The 17,739-nt window shown below is 72.0% G+C and carries 15 protein-coding genes; 8 read left to right on the forward strand and 7 right to left on the reverse strand.

Annotated features, from left to right (window positions below; translation table 11 throughout):
* Positions 1-42: 42 nt before the first annotated feature.
* Entirely contained in the window at positions 43-1,590 is a 1,548-nt protein-coding gene (locus LPA27_RS05085) for a hypothetical protein (protein ID WP_228941735.1), read from the reverse strand.
* A 144-nt stretch (positions 1,591-1,734) separates the two neighbouring features.
* Here LPA27_RS05085 and LPA27_RS05090 point away from each other — a divergent pair, with 144 nt between their 5' ends.
* The 6 genes from LPA27_RS05090 (at position 1,735) to guaA (ending at position 10,603) form a co-directional block, all read left to right on the forward strand.
* Positions 1,735-2,622: a GNAT family N-acetyltransferase gene (locus tag LPA27_RS05090; RefSeq protein WP_228941736.1), complete on the forward strand. Its 888-nt coding sequence runs from the start codon at positions 1,735-1,737 to the stop codon at positions 2,620-2,622.
* A 20-nt stretch (positions 2,623-2,642) separates the two neighbouring features.
* Positions 2,643-4,145, forward strand: a complete 1,503-nt coding sequence (gene guaB / locus LPA27_RS05095; protein WP_056863821.1) for an IMP dehydrogenase — start codon at positions 2,643-2,645, stop codon at positions 4,143-4,145.
* 55 nt (positions 4,146-4,200) lie between these two features.
* On the forward strand, positions 4,201-5,307 hold the full coding sequence (locus LPA27_RS05100) for a GuaB3 family IMP dehydrogenase-related protein (protein ID WP_056863822.1): 1,107 nt from the start codon (positions 4,201-4,203) through the stop codon (positions 5,305-5,307).
* Between the two features lie 74 nt (positions 5,308-5,381).
* Positions 5,382-7,004 carry a succinic semialdehyde dehydrogenase gene (locus LPA27_RS05105; protein ID WP_056863823.1) on the forward strand — a complete coding sequence of 541 codons (1,623 nt, stop codon included), beginning with the start codon at positions 5,382-5,384 and terminating at the stop codon, positions 7,002-7,004.
* Complete coding sequence (locus LPA27_RS05110) at positions 7,004-8,731, forward strand: GMC family oxidoreductase (protein ID WP_324251242.1); 1,728 nt, start codon at positions 7,004-7,006, stop codon at positions 8,729-8,731. The genes LPA27_RS05105 and LPA27_RS05110 overlap by 1 nt, the downstream gene beginning before the upstream one ends.
* 279 nt (positions 8,732-9,010) lie before the next feature.
* Positions 9,011-10,603, forward strand: a complete 1,593-nt coding sequence (guaA, locus tag LPA27_RS05115) for a glutamine-hydrolyzing GMP synthase (RefSeq protein ID WP_056903665.1) — start codon at positions 9,011-9,013, stop codon at positions 10,601-10,603.
* A gap of 62 nt (positions 10,604-10,665) precedes the next feature.
* Here the strand turns inward: guaA and LPA27_RS05120 are convergent, their stop codons facing one another.
* Positions 10,666-11,133 (reverse strand): cell division protein SepF, encoded by a 468-nt coding sequence (locus tag LPA27_RS05120; protein ID WP_228941737.1) that lies wholly within the window; start codon positions 11,131-11,133, stop codon positions 10,666-10,668.
* A gap of 146 nt (positions 11,134-11,279) precedes the next feature.
* Positions 11,280-11,855 (reverse strand): hypothetical protein, encoded by a 576-nt coding sequence (locus LPA27_RS05125; protein ID WP_228941738.1) that lies wholly within the window; start codon positions 11,853-11,855, stop codon positions 11,280-11,282.
* A gap of 283 nt (positions 11,856-12,138) precedes the next feature.
* Here LPA27_RS05125 and LPA27_RS05130 point away from each other — a divergent pair, with 283 nt between their 5' ends.
* A complete protein-coding gene (locus LPA27_RS05130) occupies positions 12,139-12,468 on the forward strand; it encodes a hypothetical protein (RefSeq protein ID WP_228941739.1) in 330 nt (109 codons plus the stop codon).
* A 432-nt stretch (positions 12,469-12,900) separates the two neighbouring features.
* On the opposite strand, the gene LPA27_RS19230 is transcribed toward LPA27_RS05130, so the two are convergent.
* Together LPA27_RS19230 and LPA27_RS05135 are read right to left on the reverse strand one after the other, a co-directional pair.
* The gene (locus tag LPA27_RS19230; RefSeq protein WP_267477181.1) at positions 12,901-13,023 is read right to left on the reverse strand and encodes a hypothetical protein; all 123 of its coding nucleotides are present in this window, start codon (positions 13,021-13,023) and stop codon (positions 12,901-12,903) included.
* Between the two features lie 832 nt (positions 13,024-13,855).
* A complete protein-coding gene (locus tag LPA27_RS05135; RefSeq protein WP_228941740.1) occupies positions 13,856-15,190 on the reverse strand; it encodes an HNH endonuclease in 1,335 nt (444 codons plus the stop codon).
* Between the two features lie 79 nt (positions 15,191-15,269).
* Here LPA27_RS05135 and LPA27_RS05140 point away from each other — a divergent pair, with 79 nt between their 5' ends.
* Entirely contained in the window at positions 15,270-15,734 is a 465-nt protein-coding gene (locus tag LPA27_RS05140; protein WP_228941741.1) for a GNAT family N-acetyltransferase, read from the forward strand.
* Between the two features lie 205 nt (positions 15,735-15,939).
* Here the strand turns inward: LPA27_RS05140 and LPA27_RS05145 are convergent, their stop codons facing one another.
* Positions 15,940-16,428 (reverse strand): DUF5709 domain-containing protein, encoded by a 489-nt coding sequence (locus tag LPA27_RS05145; RefSeq protein ID WP_056863826.1) that lies wholly within the window; start codon positions 16,426-16,428, stop codon positions 15,940-15,942.
* A gap of 71 nt (positions 16,429-16,499) precedes the next feature.
* Positions 16,500-17,699 carry an ROK family transcriptional regulator gene (locus LPA27_RS05150; protein ID WP_056863827.1) on the reverse strand — a complete coding sequence of 400 codons (1,200 nt, stop codon included), beginning with the start codon at positions 17,697-17,699 and terminating at the stop codon, positions 16,500-16,502.
* Between the last annotated feature and the right edge of the window lie 40 nt (positions 17,700-17,739).

Here is a 17,739-nt window from a genome sequence, read left to right on the forward strand (position 1 = left end):
CCGTCGTCGTCGGTGCCGGGACCGGTCGGCAGGCCGGTCAGGTCAGCCGCAGTCGGGCGCGACCGCCGGGCGCTCGACGCCGCGGAGCAGCCACACGGTGCGGCCCTCGTCGCCGCAGCCCGCACCGTGCGCGACGTACTCGCTCCCGACGAGGTCGGCGAGCGCCGCACCGCCGGCCGGGCTCCACGTGGTGAAGTCGACCCACTCCACGATCCACGTCGGACGCTCCGGTCCGGCGACCACCGCGCCCAGGTCGGCGAGGTCGGGGTCGAGGGTGCGCATCGGCAGGCTCCACAGGTGCTCGTACGGCGAGGCCATGCCGCTCGCCAGCTGGAGGTCGGCGCGCCCCCCGAAGACGACCATCGTGTCGCCGGGCGCGGCGGCCCGCCCGACGGCCTGCCCGGTGCGCACCTCGTCGAACTCCTGCAGCCCGCTGGCCTGGATCACGACCCACCCCAGCAGGCAGACGACGGTGGAGGCGGCCGCGCCGAGGATCACCGCCCGCATGCGCAGGCCGCGCCGCGACCCGTGGCGCACCAGCAGGGCGGCGCACAGCGCCGTGGCCGGGAGCAGGGCCAGCAGGTAGTCGCGCCAGAAGCTGCCGCCGAGCACCAGCGCGGTGACGTCGAAGAGGACCAGGGTGGCGGTCGCGGCGGTGAGGGCGGGGTCGCCGGCCCACTCGCCACGCACGTGCACCACGAAGCCGGCGACGATGAGCAGCATCCCGGCCCCGACGGCGCTCAGCACGAGGGTGGCCAGCCGCGTCGCGGGCTCGCCGGTGGCCTCGCCGGCCAGCGCCACGGCGGCGTCGGAGCGGAAGCCGTAGACGGCGTACCAGAGCACGTCGAGGCGCACGCCCTGCGTCCACGCCCACGCCACCGTGGCGGCGACCGGGGTGGCGGCGCCCGCCAGCCCGGCGAGCGCGAGGCGGGCGAAGGTGCCGGGGGCGACGGCCCGGGTGAGCAGGGAGGCGAGGAGGAGCGCGCCGGCGAAGGCCAGGCCGCCGGCGAGGTTCTGCTTGAAGCCGACCGCGGTGCAGGCGAGCACGCCGGCCAGGAAGGCCAGGGCGGCCGAGTCGCGCCGCAGGGCGAGCAGCGAGAGCCAGCAGCCCGCCATCACGAAGGGCACGCCGAGGAGCTCGCCCTTGACCGCGACGGCGTCGATGAGCGTGTTGGCGCTCATCGCGGCCACCGCGACCGCCACCCACCCGGCGGCGCGCTCCCCGGCCACGAGCCGGGCGGTGCGGGCCGCGGCCACGACCAGCAGGGCGGCGGCCAGCGCGCCCAGCACCCGGATGAACAGCGGCCCCCCGAGGAGGTCGGAGAGCCGGAAGACCTCGATGAGCAACGGGGGCCGGTCGACGAAGTAGCGTCCGTAGACGCTGTCGGGGGAGGGGTCCCAGGAGCGGGCGACCAGCAGGAAGCCGGCCTCGTCGGCCCGCACGGGCCGCGAGAGACCGGGCAGGCGCAGCAGCACCACGAGCACGGCCGCCAGCGGCACGGTCCAGCGTGACTCGACGGCCGCGCCGACGCGGTGCACCACGCGGTGGACCACGGACGGCGCCAGCGTGCGCGCAGGTGCCGTCGTCATGGGCGACAGCCTCTCAGGCCGGGGGCCGCCCACGTCGCACCGCAACGCTGCGAGCAGCCGTTGCACGCCCGAAACATCCCCGATCCCTCCCGGCAACGCGCGACGGCGAGCGTGGGCGACATGCTGTGGAGAGTGCGCACGACCATGCCCGACCGTCCCGGCGGGCTCGCCCGCCTGGCCCAGCGCTGCGGCGAGGCGGGGGTCAACATCCTGGGTCTGCAGATCTTCCCGGGCGCCGACGCCGTGACCGACGAGCTCGTGATGCGCACCCCCGAGGGCTGGGACGTCCACGACCTCGCGCTGCTCGTCGAGGGGTCGGGGTGGACCTACGTGTCGGCGACCCCGTGCTCGGCCGCCGCCCTCTCCGACCAGCCGACCCGCTACGTCCAGGCGGCGCGCACGATCCTGGCCCGCCCGACCTCCTTCCCCGAGGTGGTCGCCCGCCTCTTCGACGCCGAGTCCGACCCCGCGCCGGGTGACGGCCCGCCGCAGGACTCCCTGGAGCTGACGGTGGGCGACGTGCAGGTGCAGGTGCGCCGGGCGGCGCCCTTCACCGAGACCGAGCGCGCCCGCGGCGCGGCCATGGCCGACCTGGTCAGCGACGTGCTCCAGCGCAGCCGCGAGTCGGCGGCCATCGGCACGACCAGCCCGGGCCGGCGCCTGGGCGGCGGGGCGACCCCGGAGTACGCCGTGGACGGTGCCTCGGTCTCGGCCGTGCTCGACGGCGTCGTGGTGGGTCTGGCCACCGTCCACGACCCGGTGCCCGGTGACGACGGGGCGGTGGTGCGCCCGGTGGCGCTGCGGGTCGACCCCGGCTTCCAGCGCCGCGGCATCGGCACGCGCCTGCTCGTGGACGCCTCGAGGCTGGCCCACATGCTCGGCGCCGACGAGATCCTGCTCACCACTCGCTCCGACAACCAGGCGGTGCTGCCGATGGTGCTGGCCGCGGGCATGCGGGGGCGGATCAGGATGGCCGCCGACGTGCTGAGCGTCAGGGTCCCCGTGCGCGACCTGAAGCCGCTTCCCGGCTGACCCGCGGTTAGGCTTGGGGGGTGGAGCTCCCTGACAAGTTCGCCGCCCTCGGGCTGACCTACGACGACGTCCTGCTGCTGCCCGGTCACTCCGACCTGGCGCCGGCCGACATCGACACGACCTCGCGGCTGACCCGCGAGATCTCGCTCAAGGTCCCGCTCGTGAGCGCGGCCATGGACACCGTCACCGAGTCGCGCATGGCCATCGCCATGGCCCGCGAGGGCGGCCTCGGCGTGCTCCACCGCAACCTCTCCATCGAGGACCAGGCCTACCAGGTCGACCTCGTGAAGCGCACCCAGACCGGCATCATCTCCAACCCCGTCACCATCGGCCCCGACGCGACGCTGGAGGACCTCGACCGCATCTGCGGGGAGTACCGCGTCTCCGGCCTGCCGGTGGTCGACACCGACAACCGCCTGCTCGGCATCATCACCAACCGCGACCTGCGCTTCACCCCGGTCGCGGAGTGGGCGACGACCAAGGTCGACGAGATGATGACGCCGATGCCGCTCATCACCGGCCACGTCGGCATCTCGCGCGACGACGCCACGCTGCTGCTGCGCAAGCACAAGCGCGAGCGGCTCCCGCTGGTCGACGACGCGGGCCGCCTGGCCGGCCTGATCACCGTGAAGGACTTCGTCAAGGGCGAGCAGTTCCCCCACGCCTCCTACGACGGCGCCGGACGGCTCATGGTCGGCGCGGCCATCGGCTACTTCGGCGACGCCTGGGAGCGGGCCACCACCCTGGTCGAGGCCGGGGTCGACGTGCTGGTCGCCGACACCGCCCACGGCAACGTGCGCCTCCTGCTCGACATGGTCGCGCGCCTCAAGGGCGACCCCGCGACCCGCCACGTGCAGGTCATCGGCGGCAACGTCGCGACCCGCGAGGGCGCCCAGGCCTTCGTCGACGCCGGCGCCGACGCGGTCAAGGTCGGCGTGGGCCCGGGCTCGATCTGCACCACCCGCGTCGTGACCGGGGTCGGCGTGCCCCAGGTGACGGCGGTCTACGAGGCCTCGCTGGCCTGCGCCCCCGCCGGCGTGCCGGTGATCGCCGACGGCGGCATGAAGCACTCCGGCGAGATCGCCAAGGCGATCGTGGCCGGGGCGGAGTCGGTCATGGTCGGCTCGCTGCTGGCCGGCTGCGAGGAGTCGCCCGGCGACCTGGTCTTCGTCAACGGCAAGCAGTTCAAGGCCTACCGCGGCATGGGCTCGCTCGGCGCGATGTCGAGCCGCGGCAAGAAGTCCTACTCCAAGGACCGCTACTTCCAGGCCGAGGTCACCAGCGACGACCAGATCGTGCCCGAGGGCATCGAGGGCCAGGTGGCCTACCGCGGTCCGCTCTCGGCGGTGGCCCACCAGCTCATCGGCGGGCTCAACCAGTCGATGTTCTACGTCGGTGCGCGCACCATCCCCGAGCTGCAGGACAAGGGCCGCTTCGTGCGGATCACCTCGGCCTCGCTCAAGGAGAGCCACCCCCACGACGTCCAGATGACCGTCGAGGCTCCGAACTACACCGGCCGCTGATCCGCCGGGCCTCCTGCACGTCGGGGCCCCGGCGCACCTCTAGTAGCCTTCCCCGGTGACCGAGATCGAGATCGGCCGGGCCAAGCGCGCCCGGCGTGCCTACTCCTTCGACGACATCGCGATCGTGCCCTCGCGGCGCACCCGCGACCCCGAGGAGGTCAGCACCCACTGGCAGATCGACGCCTACCGCTTCGACCTCCCGGTGCTCGCGGCACCCATGGACTCGGTGATGTCGCCGGCGACCGCCGTCGCGCTGGGTCGCCTCGGCGGCCTCGGCGTCCTCAACCTCGAGGGCATCTGGACCCGCTACGAGGACCCCGAGTCGCTGCTGGCCGAGGTCGCGGGGCTGGAGGGCGTCGACGCCACCCGCCGGATGCAGGAGATCTACGAGGAGCCGATCAAGCCCGAGCTCATCACCGAGCGGCTGCGCGAGGTGCGCGAGGCCGGGGTGACCGTGGCCGGCTCGCTGTCGCCGCAGCGCACCAAGGAGTTCGCCAAGGCCGTGGTCGACGCGGGTGTCGACATGTTCGTCATCCGGGGCACGACGGTCTCGGCCGAGCACGTCTCCAGCCAGGCCGAGCCGCTGAACCTCAAGGAGTTCATCTACGAGCTCGACGTGCCGGTGATCGTGGGCGGCTGCGCGACCCACCAGGCCGCGCTGCACCTGATGCGCACCGGTGCCGCCGGCGTGCTGGTCGGCTTCGGGGGCGGGGCCGCCCACACCACCCGCACCGTGCTCGGGATCGCCGTGCCCATGGCCAGCGCCGTGGCCGACGTGGCCGCGGCGCGCCGCGACTACCTCGACGAGTCCGGCGGGCGCTACGTCCACGTCATCGCCGACGGGTCGATCGGCCAGTCCGGCGACGTCGCCAAGGCCATCGCCTGCGGGGCCGACGCGGTCATGGTCGGCTCTCCCTTCGCCCGCGCCACCGACGCGCCGGGCCACGGCTTCCACTGGGGCACCGAGGCCCACCACGCCGAGCTGCCGCGCGGTCGGCGCGTGCAGTTCGAGACCGTCGGCACCCTCGAGGAGATCCTCTTCGGCCCGTCGCGGGTCGCCGACGGCACGATGAACCTCATCGGCGCCCTCAAGCGCTCGATGGCGACCACGGGCTACACCGACGTCAAGGAGTTCCAGCGGGTCGGGGTCGTCATCGGCTGAGGCGTGAGAAGGCTTTCCCGGCCGAGAGCTACCGAAGGGTAGTCGCGGAGACCGCAGTCACATACTCTCGGTACATGAACGCCGCGAACCCCAGTCCGGCCGGCGGCCCGCTCGTCGAGGGCCCGCACGACCCCGAGCACGACCCGACCGCGTCCTACGCCCTCGAGCCCGACTACGTCGCCTCGCTGACCCAGCGCGTCCTGGCCACCTCGGGGGAGACGGTGCAGGTGCACTCGCCCCTCGACGGGGCGCCGCTGGCCCACCTGCCGCAGTCGAGCGAGGCCGACGTGGCCGAGGCGTTCGTGCGCGCCCGCCGGGCCCAGGTCGCCTGGTCGCGCACGAGCCTGGAGCACCGCTCGGCGATCCTCATGCGGCTGCACGACCTCGTGCTCGACCGCCAGGAGGAGATCCTCGACCTGATCGTGCTGGAGTCGGGCAAGGCCCGCAAGCACGCCTTCGACGAGCCCCTGCACATCGCGCTGACGGCGCGCTACTACGCCCGCACGGCCCACGACCACCTCGACACCCGGCGCAGGGCCGGCGTGGTGCCGGTGCTGACGCGGGTCGAGGTCAACCGGGTCCCCAAGGGGGTCGTCGGCATCATCTCGCCGTGGAACTACCCCTTCACGATGGCGCTGTGCGACGGCCTGCCGGCGCTGATGGCCGGCAACGCGGTCGTGGCCAAGCCCGACAGCCAGACCATGCTCACCGCGCTGCTGGGCGCCCAGCTGCTGGAGGAGGCCGGCTTCCCGCGCGACCTGTGGCAGGTCGTCTCGGGGCCGGGCTCGGTGGTCGGCACGTCGATCATCGCGAAGTCCGACTACGTCTGCTTCACCGGCTCGACGGCCACCGGCACCCGCGTGGCCCAGGCCTGCGCCGAGCGGCTCATCGGCTGCTCGCTGGAGCTCGGCGGCAAGAACCCCATGCTGGTGCTGCGCGACGCCGACGTGGAGCGCGCCGCCGAGGGCGCCGTGCGCGGTGCCTTCTCCAACGCCGGCCAGCTCTGCGTCTCGATGGAGCGGCTCTTCGTGGCCGACCAGGTCTACGACCGCTTCGTGGAACGCTTCGTGGCCCGCACCCAGGCGATGACGCTGGGGGCCACGCTGGCGTGGGAGAACGACATGGGCTCGCTGATCTCCGCCGACCAGCTCGAGACCGTCACCCGTCACGTCGAGGACGCCGTGGCCAAGGGCGCCCGCGTGCTCACCGGCGGACGGGCCCGCCCCGACCTCGGCCCCTTCGTCTTCGAGCCCACCATCCTCGAGGGCGTGACCCCCGAGATGACCTGCTTCGGCCAGGAGACCTTCGGCCCGGTGATCTCGCTCTACCGCTTCCACGACGAGTCCGACGCCGTGGCCCGGGCCAACGACGGCGACTACGGCCTCAACGCCTCGATCTACAGCCAGGACGGCGCCCGCGCCCGTGAGCTGGCCCGTCGGGTGCGCTGCGGCACGGTCAACGTCAACGAGGCCTTCGCCGCGACCTTCGCCAGCGTCGACTCCCCGATGGGCGGCATGCGCGCCTCGGGCATGGGTCGGCGCCAGGGCAGCGAGGGCATCCACCGCTACACCGAGTCGCAGTCGGTCGCCACCCAGCGGCTGCTGCGGTTCTCGCCCGTGCTGGGCATGTCGGAAGAGACCTACGCGAAGGTGATGACCCTCAACCTCCGCCTGATGAAGAAGCTGGGGCGCGCCTGATGGGCAAGCACGTGGAGCACGACTACGACGTCCTGGTGATCGGCAGCGGCTTCGGTGGCTCCGTCACCGCGCTGCGACTGACCGAGAAGGGCTACAAGGTCGGCGTCATCGAGGCCGGGCCGCGCTTCGAGGACGACGACTTCGCCTCGGGCACCATGGACCTCAAGCGCTACCTGTGGGCCCCGGCCCTGGGGATGTACGGCATCCAGCGCATCGACGCCGTCCGCGACACCCTGATCGTGGCCGGCGCGGGGGTCGGCGGCGGCTCGCTGGTCTACGCCAACACCCTCTACGAGCCCCTCGAGCAGTTCTACGCCGACCCGCAGTGGGCCTCGATCACCGACTGGCGCGAGGAGCTCGCCCCCTACTACGACCAGGCCAAGCGGATGCTCGGCGTGGTCGAGAACCCCGTGCGCACCCCGGCCGACGAGGTCATGGAGAAGGTCGCCGGCGACATGGGCGTGGCCGACACCTTCCACCCGACGCCGGTGGGGGTCTTCTTCGGCGGCCCCGGCCAGGAGCCGGGGGAGAAGGTCGCCGACCCGTTCTTCGGGGGCGAGGGCCCCGACCGCAACGCCTGCCTCAACTGCGGCGAGTGCATGTCGGGCTGCCGCCACAACGCCAAGAACACCCTGGTCAAGAACTACCTCTACCTCGCGGAGAAGAAGGGCGCGCGGGTCATGCCGCTGACCACGGTGACCCGGGTCAGCCCCCGCGAGGGCGGCGGCTACGACGTCGCGGTCAAGTACACCAAGGCCAGGCGCGCGACCGCCCGCACGACCCGCACCCTGACCGCCGAGCACGTCGTCTTCGCCGCCGCCTCGCTCGGCACCCAGAAGCTGCTGCACCGGATGAAGGACGAGGGCCACCTGCCGGGGCTCTCGGACCGGCTCGGCTACCTCTCGCGCACCAACTCCGAGTCGATCCTCGGCGCGATCGCGCCGGCCTCCGACCCGACCGACTACTCCTACGGCGTCGCCATCACCTCGAGCTGGCACCCCGACGAGCACACCCACATCGAGCCGTGCCGCTACGGCAAGGGCTTCAACACCATGGCCATGATGCAGACCGTCCTCACCGACGGCGACGGCGAGGGCCCGCGCTGGCGCACCTGGCTCAAGGCGATGTGGACCGAGAAGGCCAAGCTCCTCGAGCTCTACGACCTGCGCCACTGGTCGGAGCGCACCGTCATCGCGCTGGTGATGCAGAGCCTCGACAACTCCATCACCACCTACGGCAAGCGCGACCGGCTCACCGGGCGCTGGCGGATGACCTCGCGCCAGGGTCACGGTGCGCCCAACCCGACCTGGATCCCGGTGGCCAACGAGGCCGTGCGCCGCATCGCCGGTGTGCTCGGCGGCACCGCCGGCGGCAACATCGGCGAGCCGTTCAACATGCCGCTCACCGCCCACTTCATCGGGGGCTGCGCCATCGGCGAGAGCAGCGAGACCGGCGTCGTCGACCCCTACCAGCGCGTCTACGGCCACCCCGGCCTCCACGTCGCCGACGGGTCGGCGATCAGCGCCAACCTCGGGGTCAACCCGTCGCTGACGATCACCGCCCAGGCCGAGCGGGCGATGGCGCTGTGGCCCAACAAGGGCGAGGCCGACCGCCGCCCGCCGCTGGGGGCCGGCTACGAGCGCGTGGCCCCGGTCGAGCCGCGCTCGCCCGCCGTACCTCCGCAGGCGCCGGCGGCGCTGCGGCTGCCGATCGTGGGGGTCAGCTGAGGGTGCCTGTCTAGACCGCGCGCGGTTCTGGAAGGAAGTCCTGTCAGCCCCGTAACCCGGCCTCGGGGGGCTCGTTGAGGTGAGCAGACCCGGCAGTCATGCTCCCTCCCAAGGCCGGGTCAGTGGTCCAGGCGCTGTCCCACAGAGGCGTGGACGATCAGGGCCCGGCCAACCCTCCCTCCCCGGCCGGGCCCTGGTGCATTTCCCCCTCCTGCGCACGCTCGTCCGGGGCCGAGACCGGCGCGACGGCACGGCGCCGGGCCTCGATAGGCTGGGTCCATGAGTGACGAGACGCCCGGGCTGCCCGACCACGACCTCGTGCTGGTGGTCGACTTCGGCGCGCAGTACGCCCAGCTGATCGCCCGCCGCGTCCGCGAGGCGCGGGTCTACTCCGAGATCGTGCCGCACCACGTGCCGGTGGCCGAGATGCTCGCGCGCCGGCCGAAGGCGATCATCCTCTCCGGCGGTCCCTCCTCGGTCTACGCCGAGGGTGCGCCGAGCATCGACGCCTCGCTGTTCGAGGCCGGCGTCCCGGTCTTCGGGATGTGCTACGGCTTCCAGCTGATGGCCTCCGGCCTGGGCGGCGAGGTCGCGCGCACCGGCGCGCGGGAGTACGGCCGCACGGCCGTCTCGGTCGCCGAGCCCGGCACGCTGCTGGCCGACGTGCCCGCCGAGCACACCGTGTGGATGTCGCACGGCGACTCCGTCACCGCCGCCCCCGCGGGCTTCTCGGTGCTGGCCTCCACGGCCACGACGCCCGTGGCCGCCTTCGAGAACGTCGACGCCGGCTTCGCCGGCGTGCAGTGGCACCCGGAGGTGCTCCACACCGAGCACGGCCAGCAGGTGCTCGAGCACTTCCTCGTCGACATCGCCGGCTGCCGCCAGACCTGGACCATGGTCAACATCGTCGAGGAGCAGATCGAGTCGATCCGCGCGCAGATCGGCGAGCGCGGCCACGCGATCTGCGGGCTCTCCGGCGGCGTCGACTCCGCCGTGGCCGCCGCGATCGTGCAGCGCGCGATCGGCGACCGGCTGACCTGCGTCTACGTCGACCACGGCCTCATGCGCCAAGGTGAGACCGAGCAGGTCGAGCGCGACTTCGTCGCCGCCACCGGCGTCGACCTCAAGGTCGTCGACGCCGAGCAGCGCTTCCTCGACGCCCTCGCCGGCGTCACCGACCCCGAGGAGAAGCGCAAGGTCATCGGCCGCGAGTTCATCCGCGTCTTCGAGGCCGCCGAGGCCGAGGTGCTGGGCGAGGCGGTGAAGGAGACCGGCGAGACCGTCGCCTTCCTCGTGCAGGGCACGCTCTACCCCGACGTCGTGGAGTCCGGCGGGGGCGCCGGTGCCTCCAACATCAAGAGCCACCACAACGTGGGCGGACTGCCCGACGACCTCGAGTTCGAGCTCGTCGAGCCGCTCCGCACGCTGTTCAAGGACGAGGTGCGCCTGGTCGGCGAGCAGCTCGGCCTGCCCCCCGAGATCGTGTGGCGCCAGCCCTTCCCCGGGCCCGGCCTGGGCATCCGCATCATCGGCGAGGTCACCCGCGCCCGCCTCGACCTGCTGCGCCAGGCCGACGCCATCGCCCGCGAGGAGATGACCGCCGCCGGCCTCGACCGCGACATCTGGCAGATGCCCGTCGTGCTGCTCGCCGACGTGCGCTCCGTCGGCGTCCAGGGCGACGGCCGCACCTACGGCCACCCGGTCGTCCTGCGGCCGGTCACCTCCGAGGACGCCATGACGGCCGACTGGGCGCGCCTGCCGTACGAGGTCATGGAGCGGATCTCCACCCGCATCACCAACGAGGTCGAGGAGGTCAACCGGGTCACGGTCGACATCACCTCCAAGCCCCCGGGCACCATCGAGTGGGAGTGAGTCAGTACCGGTTGACCTGCGGAAACAGCACCTGCTGTGTTCCTGAAGGAACAGTAGCTGGCTCAGCCGACCTTTGTGGACTCATCATCCGATGGCCCAAGGTGTCGGAGTAGGAGCCGCTTGTCGCTGACGCGCTCCAGAGACCCCTTGGCCCCGAAGACAAGCCCGGAAGCAAAGCTGATGATCTTCAGACCCTCGCTCAACGAGGCCTGAGCGACGTCGATCTCGATGTCTCGCCCGCTTCGGAAGGCATGGCCGAACAGAGCGCTCTCCGAGAGCGAAGTCACCTCGTAGCGTCTGGTCGAACGTGAAGGTTGAGGGCCGGGCTTGGTCGGAGGGTTCTCCTTCACCAGGGCCGCAGCCTCCTTGCTGGCTTCGTGGAATGTCGCCGATACACCTGGGCCGGAGAAGGACGCCAGTCGAGCGGCCAAGGCTCTGACCTGGCTGCGGAACACCAGCAGCACGACCAGCACCAAGATGGGCCAAGCGAGAACGTTGACGAAGTCCAGGACCAGCTCCGCGATGCGCATGAGCGAACCCTAGGCGGGTCACCAGGGATAGGTGCCCCAGAGGATGACACCGACGACCACGACGGCCAGGAACCAGATCCAGTAGTAGTCGGCGGGCCAGTCATCGTCGTCGCGTCGGTGGCGTCCATTGGTCATCGTGCTTCTCCTCAAGTGTTGGACAGGGCGATCCACTGGACGTCGACCGAGGCCGAGCCGCCGGTGTACCGGTAGACGTTGAGCGTGAATCCCGAGCGAGACACCGCAGAGACCGAGACCGCGTAGGCGTTGGCGGCCGTGGCCTGGGGCGTGGCAGCGACTACCGGCACCGGGTAGTTGCTGGGGTAGGTCGAGCCGAAGCTGATCGAGACCGAGTAGTTGGTGGTGGTCGAGTTGGTGGTCACGGTGCGGACACCGGACTTGTTGGCTCGGAAGTTCGACCCGTCCACGATCCCGACCAGGTTGGTCGCCCCGCTGACGGTGAGGTTGTTCTGAGCCACCGTCGTACCTGTGCCAGAGCGACCCAGGTAGACGTCGTTGCTCTCCACAAAGACCGAGTCCTCGGTGCCATCGGACTGCTTAGAGCGCAGGCTGATGGTGGAGGCGTCCTGGCTGCCCTGGACCAACAACCTGCCCTCGAAGAGAAGGTCCTCGATGGTCTTCACCATCGTCACCGAGCGGGGGACGTCCTTCTCGGGCTGGTTGAGCCAGGTGGCGCGGTCCTGGGTCTGGTCGGGCTTGAGCACAACCAGAGGCAGATTCCCCAAGGGATCCGGCAATCAGATCCCGGGCTCCGCTTCACCGCAGCGACCTGGGTGGCCTCCCGCGGGCGAGGCGGGCAACGGGACCGAAGGGGCTGGAGTAAGAGGTCAGCCGACCACGCTGGGCGGGACCGCCTCGGCATCGACAGCGAAGGTCGGCCCCTCTCACCGGCCCGATCCATTGAATAGTCCCATCTCTAAGGAAGGAGGTCGCTAAGCCGACTACGTTGACCATCGCCCGTTCTTTACCTCGAAGGGTCCCTTCGTCATGCGTAACCGCGTCAAGCCCAACGCCGCCGTCACCGATCAGCAGATGGCCGCCGCCGATCGGATCAACCTGTGTATGGCCATGGGGATAGTTGGGCTGCTGTTCGGGGGCTACTTCATCGCCGCCTTCTGGCCCTCGGTCGAGCCGGTCAACCCCGCCTGCTTCACCTCCGACCTCATCAACTGCACGCCTGAGACCAGCGGCGATAGCAGTCTCGTCGCCTTCGGGTTTCTCGTGGCCGGGATGGCGCAGGTGTCACTCCTCATCGGCGTGATCGGCCACGGCACCGCCCTTGGCGTCGCTCGCGCCGGTCAGCCTTCGCACGTATGACCTCACCTACCTACGCTGGGCAACAGAATGCGCATCTTTCCCGCCGAGGGCTTGCGAGCCGCACCGGCAGCCCAGGTCGCAGCCTCCAGAGCATCAGCGCGGACCCGTGAGACTAGGCGCCGACCATCGGGTCCTCGAGCAGTGCGCACCGACAAGATCTGCTCGCTCAGGTGCAGGCCACCGTCGTGACGTAGCCCGTCCTCGGTCAGGAGCCTGGTGAAGTCACCGACGGCTGCTGTGGTCCTGGTCCTGATGGAGGCCATGCGCAGACCAGTGAGCGCGGGGCCGGCAGCCAGGCCCTCGCCCGCGATGACGTTGCCACGAGATCCCGAAATCGCCAGGGCTGCTCGGGCCGAGGCCAGGTCCGGGTGATCGCTCACCGAGAACAGCAGCAGCGATCCACAGCGAACCGTTGTGGCCCTCGGCAGCGGCCTAGTCGAAGACGATGTGAGCCACCGAGCGACGCAGCGTGTGGAAGCCCTCGACCCTGGTCTCGAAGATCTCGACGCGCTCCAGGGCTCGGTTGACGACCCGGTGGCTGTTGGTCTGCTTCACGCCGGGCTTGGGCTCTCCGTAGACCAGCGGTCGTCCGTCGTCACCGTGGACGGTGTTGCATGCCCCGATAGCCGGGAACAGATAGGCGTCGGAAGTCAGCGCCTTGCCGGTCCTGGCCAGACGCTTGCTTTACCAGAACAGCCACCGTCAAAGCTTGCGGTCCAGGTCGGCGGTGATCGGCAGGGAGTCAGCCGTCTGGGTCTTCTGGATCACCAGAATGATGTAGCCCTGGTTCAGGTCGAGATCACCGACGCGCAGCGCCACCAGGTCACTGGAGCGCTGCCCGGCGCTAGCCCCGGCGCTGAGCATGGGCCGATCCCGAGGGTGGCGGTGAGCTCGATCAGGTCGCGGAGCTGAGCCTGGGTGAGCCGGAGGCGCGGGCGGCGAGCCTGCGTCCTGGGCTCGCCGACCATCATCATCGGATCGTGGTCGAGCTAGCCGCGCCTGGTGCAGAACTCCAGTAAGCCCAGCGTCTGGGTCCGGACCTCGTTGTAGCTGGTCGGGAGCTGGCGCTCAGCTCCTCGGCGAACCAGTCCTCGCACGCCGCTGCGGAGAACAGGTGACACTGACGATCGCCGACTCCCTGGATGAAGTGATTGAGGAACAAGCGGTCGTTCTGGACCGTGGTCTTGGCATGCGTCACCGACCTCATGCGCTCGTCGTTGGCAAGCGCTTCACTGACCTTCGGCGTGGTCTTCCAAGGCATTTCTGAGCCTCCTAGGGCCTCGGTCTAGCAGGTCCCTCAGATGCTGAAAAGACACTCGTTATGAGTCCTCTTCTCGGTCTGTAATGAGTCCTAGTGACCCAAAAGAGTGTGAGTGAGCCCCCTGCGTCAGGTGACGAAGGTGGCGTGCCTGCCCGCCCCCGGTGGGGGTGGGGCGGTGGAGTGGTACGTGTGGCCGGTGGGGGTCGTGAGCTCGACGGTGTGGCGTGGGCCCGGGGCGCAGCGGGCGCGCCAGTCGAGCGCCTGCTTGGCGTAGTTGCACGCCTCGCACAGGCTCTGACCGTTGTCGGTGGTGGTGGGTCCGCCGTCGACGAGGGCGCTGACGTGGTCGCTGTGGCGGACGGGGGAGTCGCACCAGGGGGTGCGGCAGACGGCGTGGTCGCGAGCCCGCAGGTGGCGGGCCAGGCCGGCGCCGAAGTGGGTGGCGCGGGAGTCGCTGGCGAGGAGCCGGCCGGTGGTGGGCGCGGTGTAGAGCCGGCGGTACCAGGCGTGGTCGGCGTCGGCGGCCGCGGCGGTGAGGTAGCGGGCGTAGTCGGCCGGCACGGTGCCGTAGCCCAGCAGCGTGGCGGGCTCGTCGTCGTCAGCGAGCAGGGTGCGGTCGGTCATGACGAGACAGACCTCGACGGGCACGGGCTCGGCGTGGCTGCGGCCGGTGAGGCGCTCGAGGAGGGTGTCGGCCATGACCTGCCCGCGCGAGCGCCGCTCGGTCTCGGCCCGGCCGGCCGCGGTCGACCCGCGGTGGCTGTCGGCGGCGCGGCCAAGGGCGGCGTACGCGGCGACCGCGTCGGCGACGGGCAGCAGGGCGGTGAGGTAGGCCATGGTGTCGGGAGCCGGGCGGAGGGTGACGGCGCGCTCCTGGGCGGCGCGGCGGTTGCGGTCCACGACGGAGTGCGGGTCGAGCTCGTAGGCGATCCGCCGCGCTGCGGCCACGAGCTCACGGTCGCCGAGGGCCTCCAGCGTGGCAGTGTCGCCGGCCATGTGGGCGTCGACCACCTGCCGGTCCTCCAGGCTCAGGCAGGCGGTCTCGCGGGCCAGCAGGGTGGCGCGCCACTCGGTGAGGACGCCAGCGCCCAGCGCCCGCAGGGTGTGGGGCATCTCGTGGACGAGGACCTCCGCGAGGCCGAGGTCACGGGTGCCGCGGTGGTGGCTGGTGCGGCGCGCCAGGGCGACCTGCGCGGCGATGCCGGCGCCGATGCGGTCGCGGCAGACGCCCGCGGCGCGCTGGGCGGCCCGCTGCGACGCGGCCAGTCGCGCGGTGGCCCGGGCCTGTGCTGCGGCCGCCGCAGCCTTGGTCTCCTCCAGGGCCCGGATCAGGTCGACCAGCTCGGCGTCGGTGAGATCGGCACGGCGCGACCGCCCGTCGTCACCCGCAAGATCGAGCGGGGCCACGGTGGCCAGGGCTGCCACCAGGCCCGCGACCTCGACCACCGGCGATGCGAACATGTGTTCGATTCTACGCCGAGGTGCGTCTCGTGTCGATGGTGAGCGGCGCGCTGTGGACGGTTGCTGGAAGGCTGGCCAGGTGGGCGTCGAGGAGATCAGGGTCAGGGCAGCGCGGACGGAGGAGGTCGACGAGCTCCTGGACCTGTGGGCCCGGGCCGGCGAGAACGCCTCGCGACCACCGGACCGGCCCGACCTCGTCCAGCGGCTGCTCGAGCACGACCCCGGAGCCGTCCTCGTCGCCGTGGCGGGCGGCCGGCTCGTCGGCAGCGTCGTCGCGGGCTGGGACGGGTGGCGGGCCAACCTCTACCGCCTCGCCGTCGAGCCCGACCGGCGCGGCCGCGGCGTGGCCCGCCTGCTCGTGGCGGCGGCCGAACGCCGGCTCACCGCGCTGGGGGCCGAACGGCTCTGCGCGATGGTGCTCGACGACAACGACCCGGCGCGCGGGCTGTGGTCGGCGCTCGGCTACGCGCCGCAGGGGGAGTGGCGACGGTGGGTGAGGGAGGTGTCGGGAGCAGACGGCGGCGCGGGAGCGACCCCCGCCTGACCCGCACGTGCCAGGTGTACGCCGCTCCCCGGGCCATGGCGCATGGCCCGACCGGGCCATTTCGCCCCGCAGCGGCTGACAGCGCCCCCGCGAGCGCCTAACGTTCTTCTCGAGCCGCTGGTGACCCGAGACGCCAGCGGTTCACTACGTGCGATGAGGCCCCCGGCAGCAGCCGGGGGCCTCTTCTGCGTCCTGCGCCCGTCGGTCAGGCGTTGAAGGTGTCGGGGTCGGAGTCGTCGGGCACGACGTGCACGGCGGCCTCCTCGGCCGAGGCCGCGGCGCCGTCGATGCCGACGTCGTCGCCCACGAGCTCCTGGTCGACGTCCTCGCCGAGGCCCTGGTCGGGGTCGACCAGGCGGCCCGCGCGCTCGTCGCCGACCTCGCCGTCGTCGAGCTGGTCGAGGCGCACGTCGGGATCGGCGTCGGCCTTCTCGGCCTGCTCGTAGGGGTCGGCCTCCGGCACCTCCTGGGCCACGCGCTGGTCGAGGGTCTCGCCGGTGGCCTCCTCGTAGGGGGTGTTGCCGAAGCCCTGGGCGGCCGAGTACTTCTCCGGCGGGGAGTAGCCGCGGTCGAGCTCGTCGGCGACGTCGGGGTCGCCGAGGTCGTCCATGTTGGTGGGCTGGTCCTCGTCGTCGACGGAGTAGTCGCCGTAGGTCTCGGCGTCGGTCGTCGGGTCAGGAGTGCTCTCGGTCATGGCCCCACCGTAGGCCGCCCCACGGCGTCATCAGGTCACCCGAAGGGACCCCGGGCCCGACGCGGGGGGGCTCAGGCGGGCGCGATCAGCTCGGTGCGCTCGGCGGCCACGATGACCGCACCCACGAGGCTGGCGCGGTTGCCGAGCTCGCTGGCCAGCACGGGCGTCAGGGCGGCCGCGTCGAGGGCGTGGCGGCGCAGGCCGACCCGCGCGGGCTCGAGCACGAGCTCGCCGGCGCGGGCCATGTCGCCGCCGACGACCACGATGTCGGGGTCGAGCAGGTTGACGATGCTGGCCAGCCCCCAGCCCAGGTGGAGCCCGACGTCCTCGAAGGCGCGCTGGGCGGCGACGTTGCCGGCGAGGGCGGCGTCGACGATCTCCTCGATGACCGCGCCGGGCAGCTGGCCGCCCATCATCGACTGCACCGTGCCGATGGAGGTGTAGGCCTCCAGGCACCCGCGGCTGCCGCAGCGGCACAGCGGGCCCTGCTCGTCGAGGGTGAGGTGGCCGATCTCGCCGGCGCTGCCGTGGGCCCCGCGGAAGAGCTCGTTGCGGATGACCACGCCGGCGCCCACGCCGGAGGAGATCTTCACGAAGACCGAGCTGCGGTGACCGCGGCCCACGCCGCGGCGGTGCTCGGCGAGCGCACCCAGGTTGGCGTCGTTCTCGACCAGGGCGGTGGCGCCGAAGACCTGCTCGGCGGCGGTGCGGGCGTTGACCCCGACCCATGACGGCAGGATCGCGGAGGACTGCACGACGTCGGCGGTGACGGGGGCCGGCAGGCCCAGCCCGACGGTGCGCAGGGTCGGCCCGGCCGGGAGCATGCCGCGGAGCATGTCGTGGGCGCAGGTGAGGGCGGCGCGGTGGTCGAGCCCGGAGTGGAGGGGGCGGCGCTCCTCGTGGAGGAGCCGGCCGGCGAGGTCCCCGACGGCGACGGCGACGTGGCTGTGGCCGAAGTCGACGCCGGCGACGACGCCGGCGGTCTCGGCGAGCCTCACCGAGGACCCGCGCCGGCCGCTGCCGGGCGCGATGGCGACGAGCCCGGCCGAGGACAGGTCGCGCAGGATGTTGGACACCGTGGCCGGGGCCAGCCCGGTGGTGCGGGCGAGCTCGGCCTGCGTGTACTCCGCGGGCAGGGCGTCGACGTCCTCGCCGGCCACCGCGGGGTCGACGACGCCGAGCCCCCGCAGGACGTCGAGCACGCGGTGCTGGTTGGCGGTGCGCAGCGTCGACGTCGACCCGGGGGCGGCGTCGAGGCGCTGTCTGGTCATGGGCGGAACTGTGCCTCGGGTCACAGGTTGTGGTCAAGAC

Source organism: Nocardioides sp. Leaf374 (genome assembly GCF_916862475.1).
Lineage (GTDB): Bacteria > Actinomycetota > Actinomycetes > Propionibacteriales > Nocardioidaceae > Nocardioides > Nocardioides kribbensis.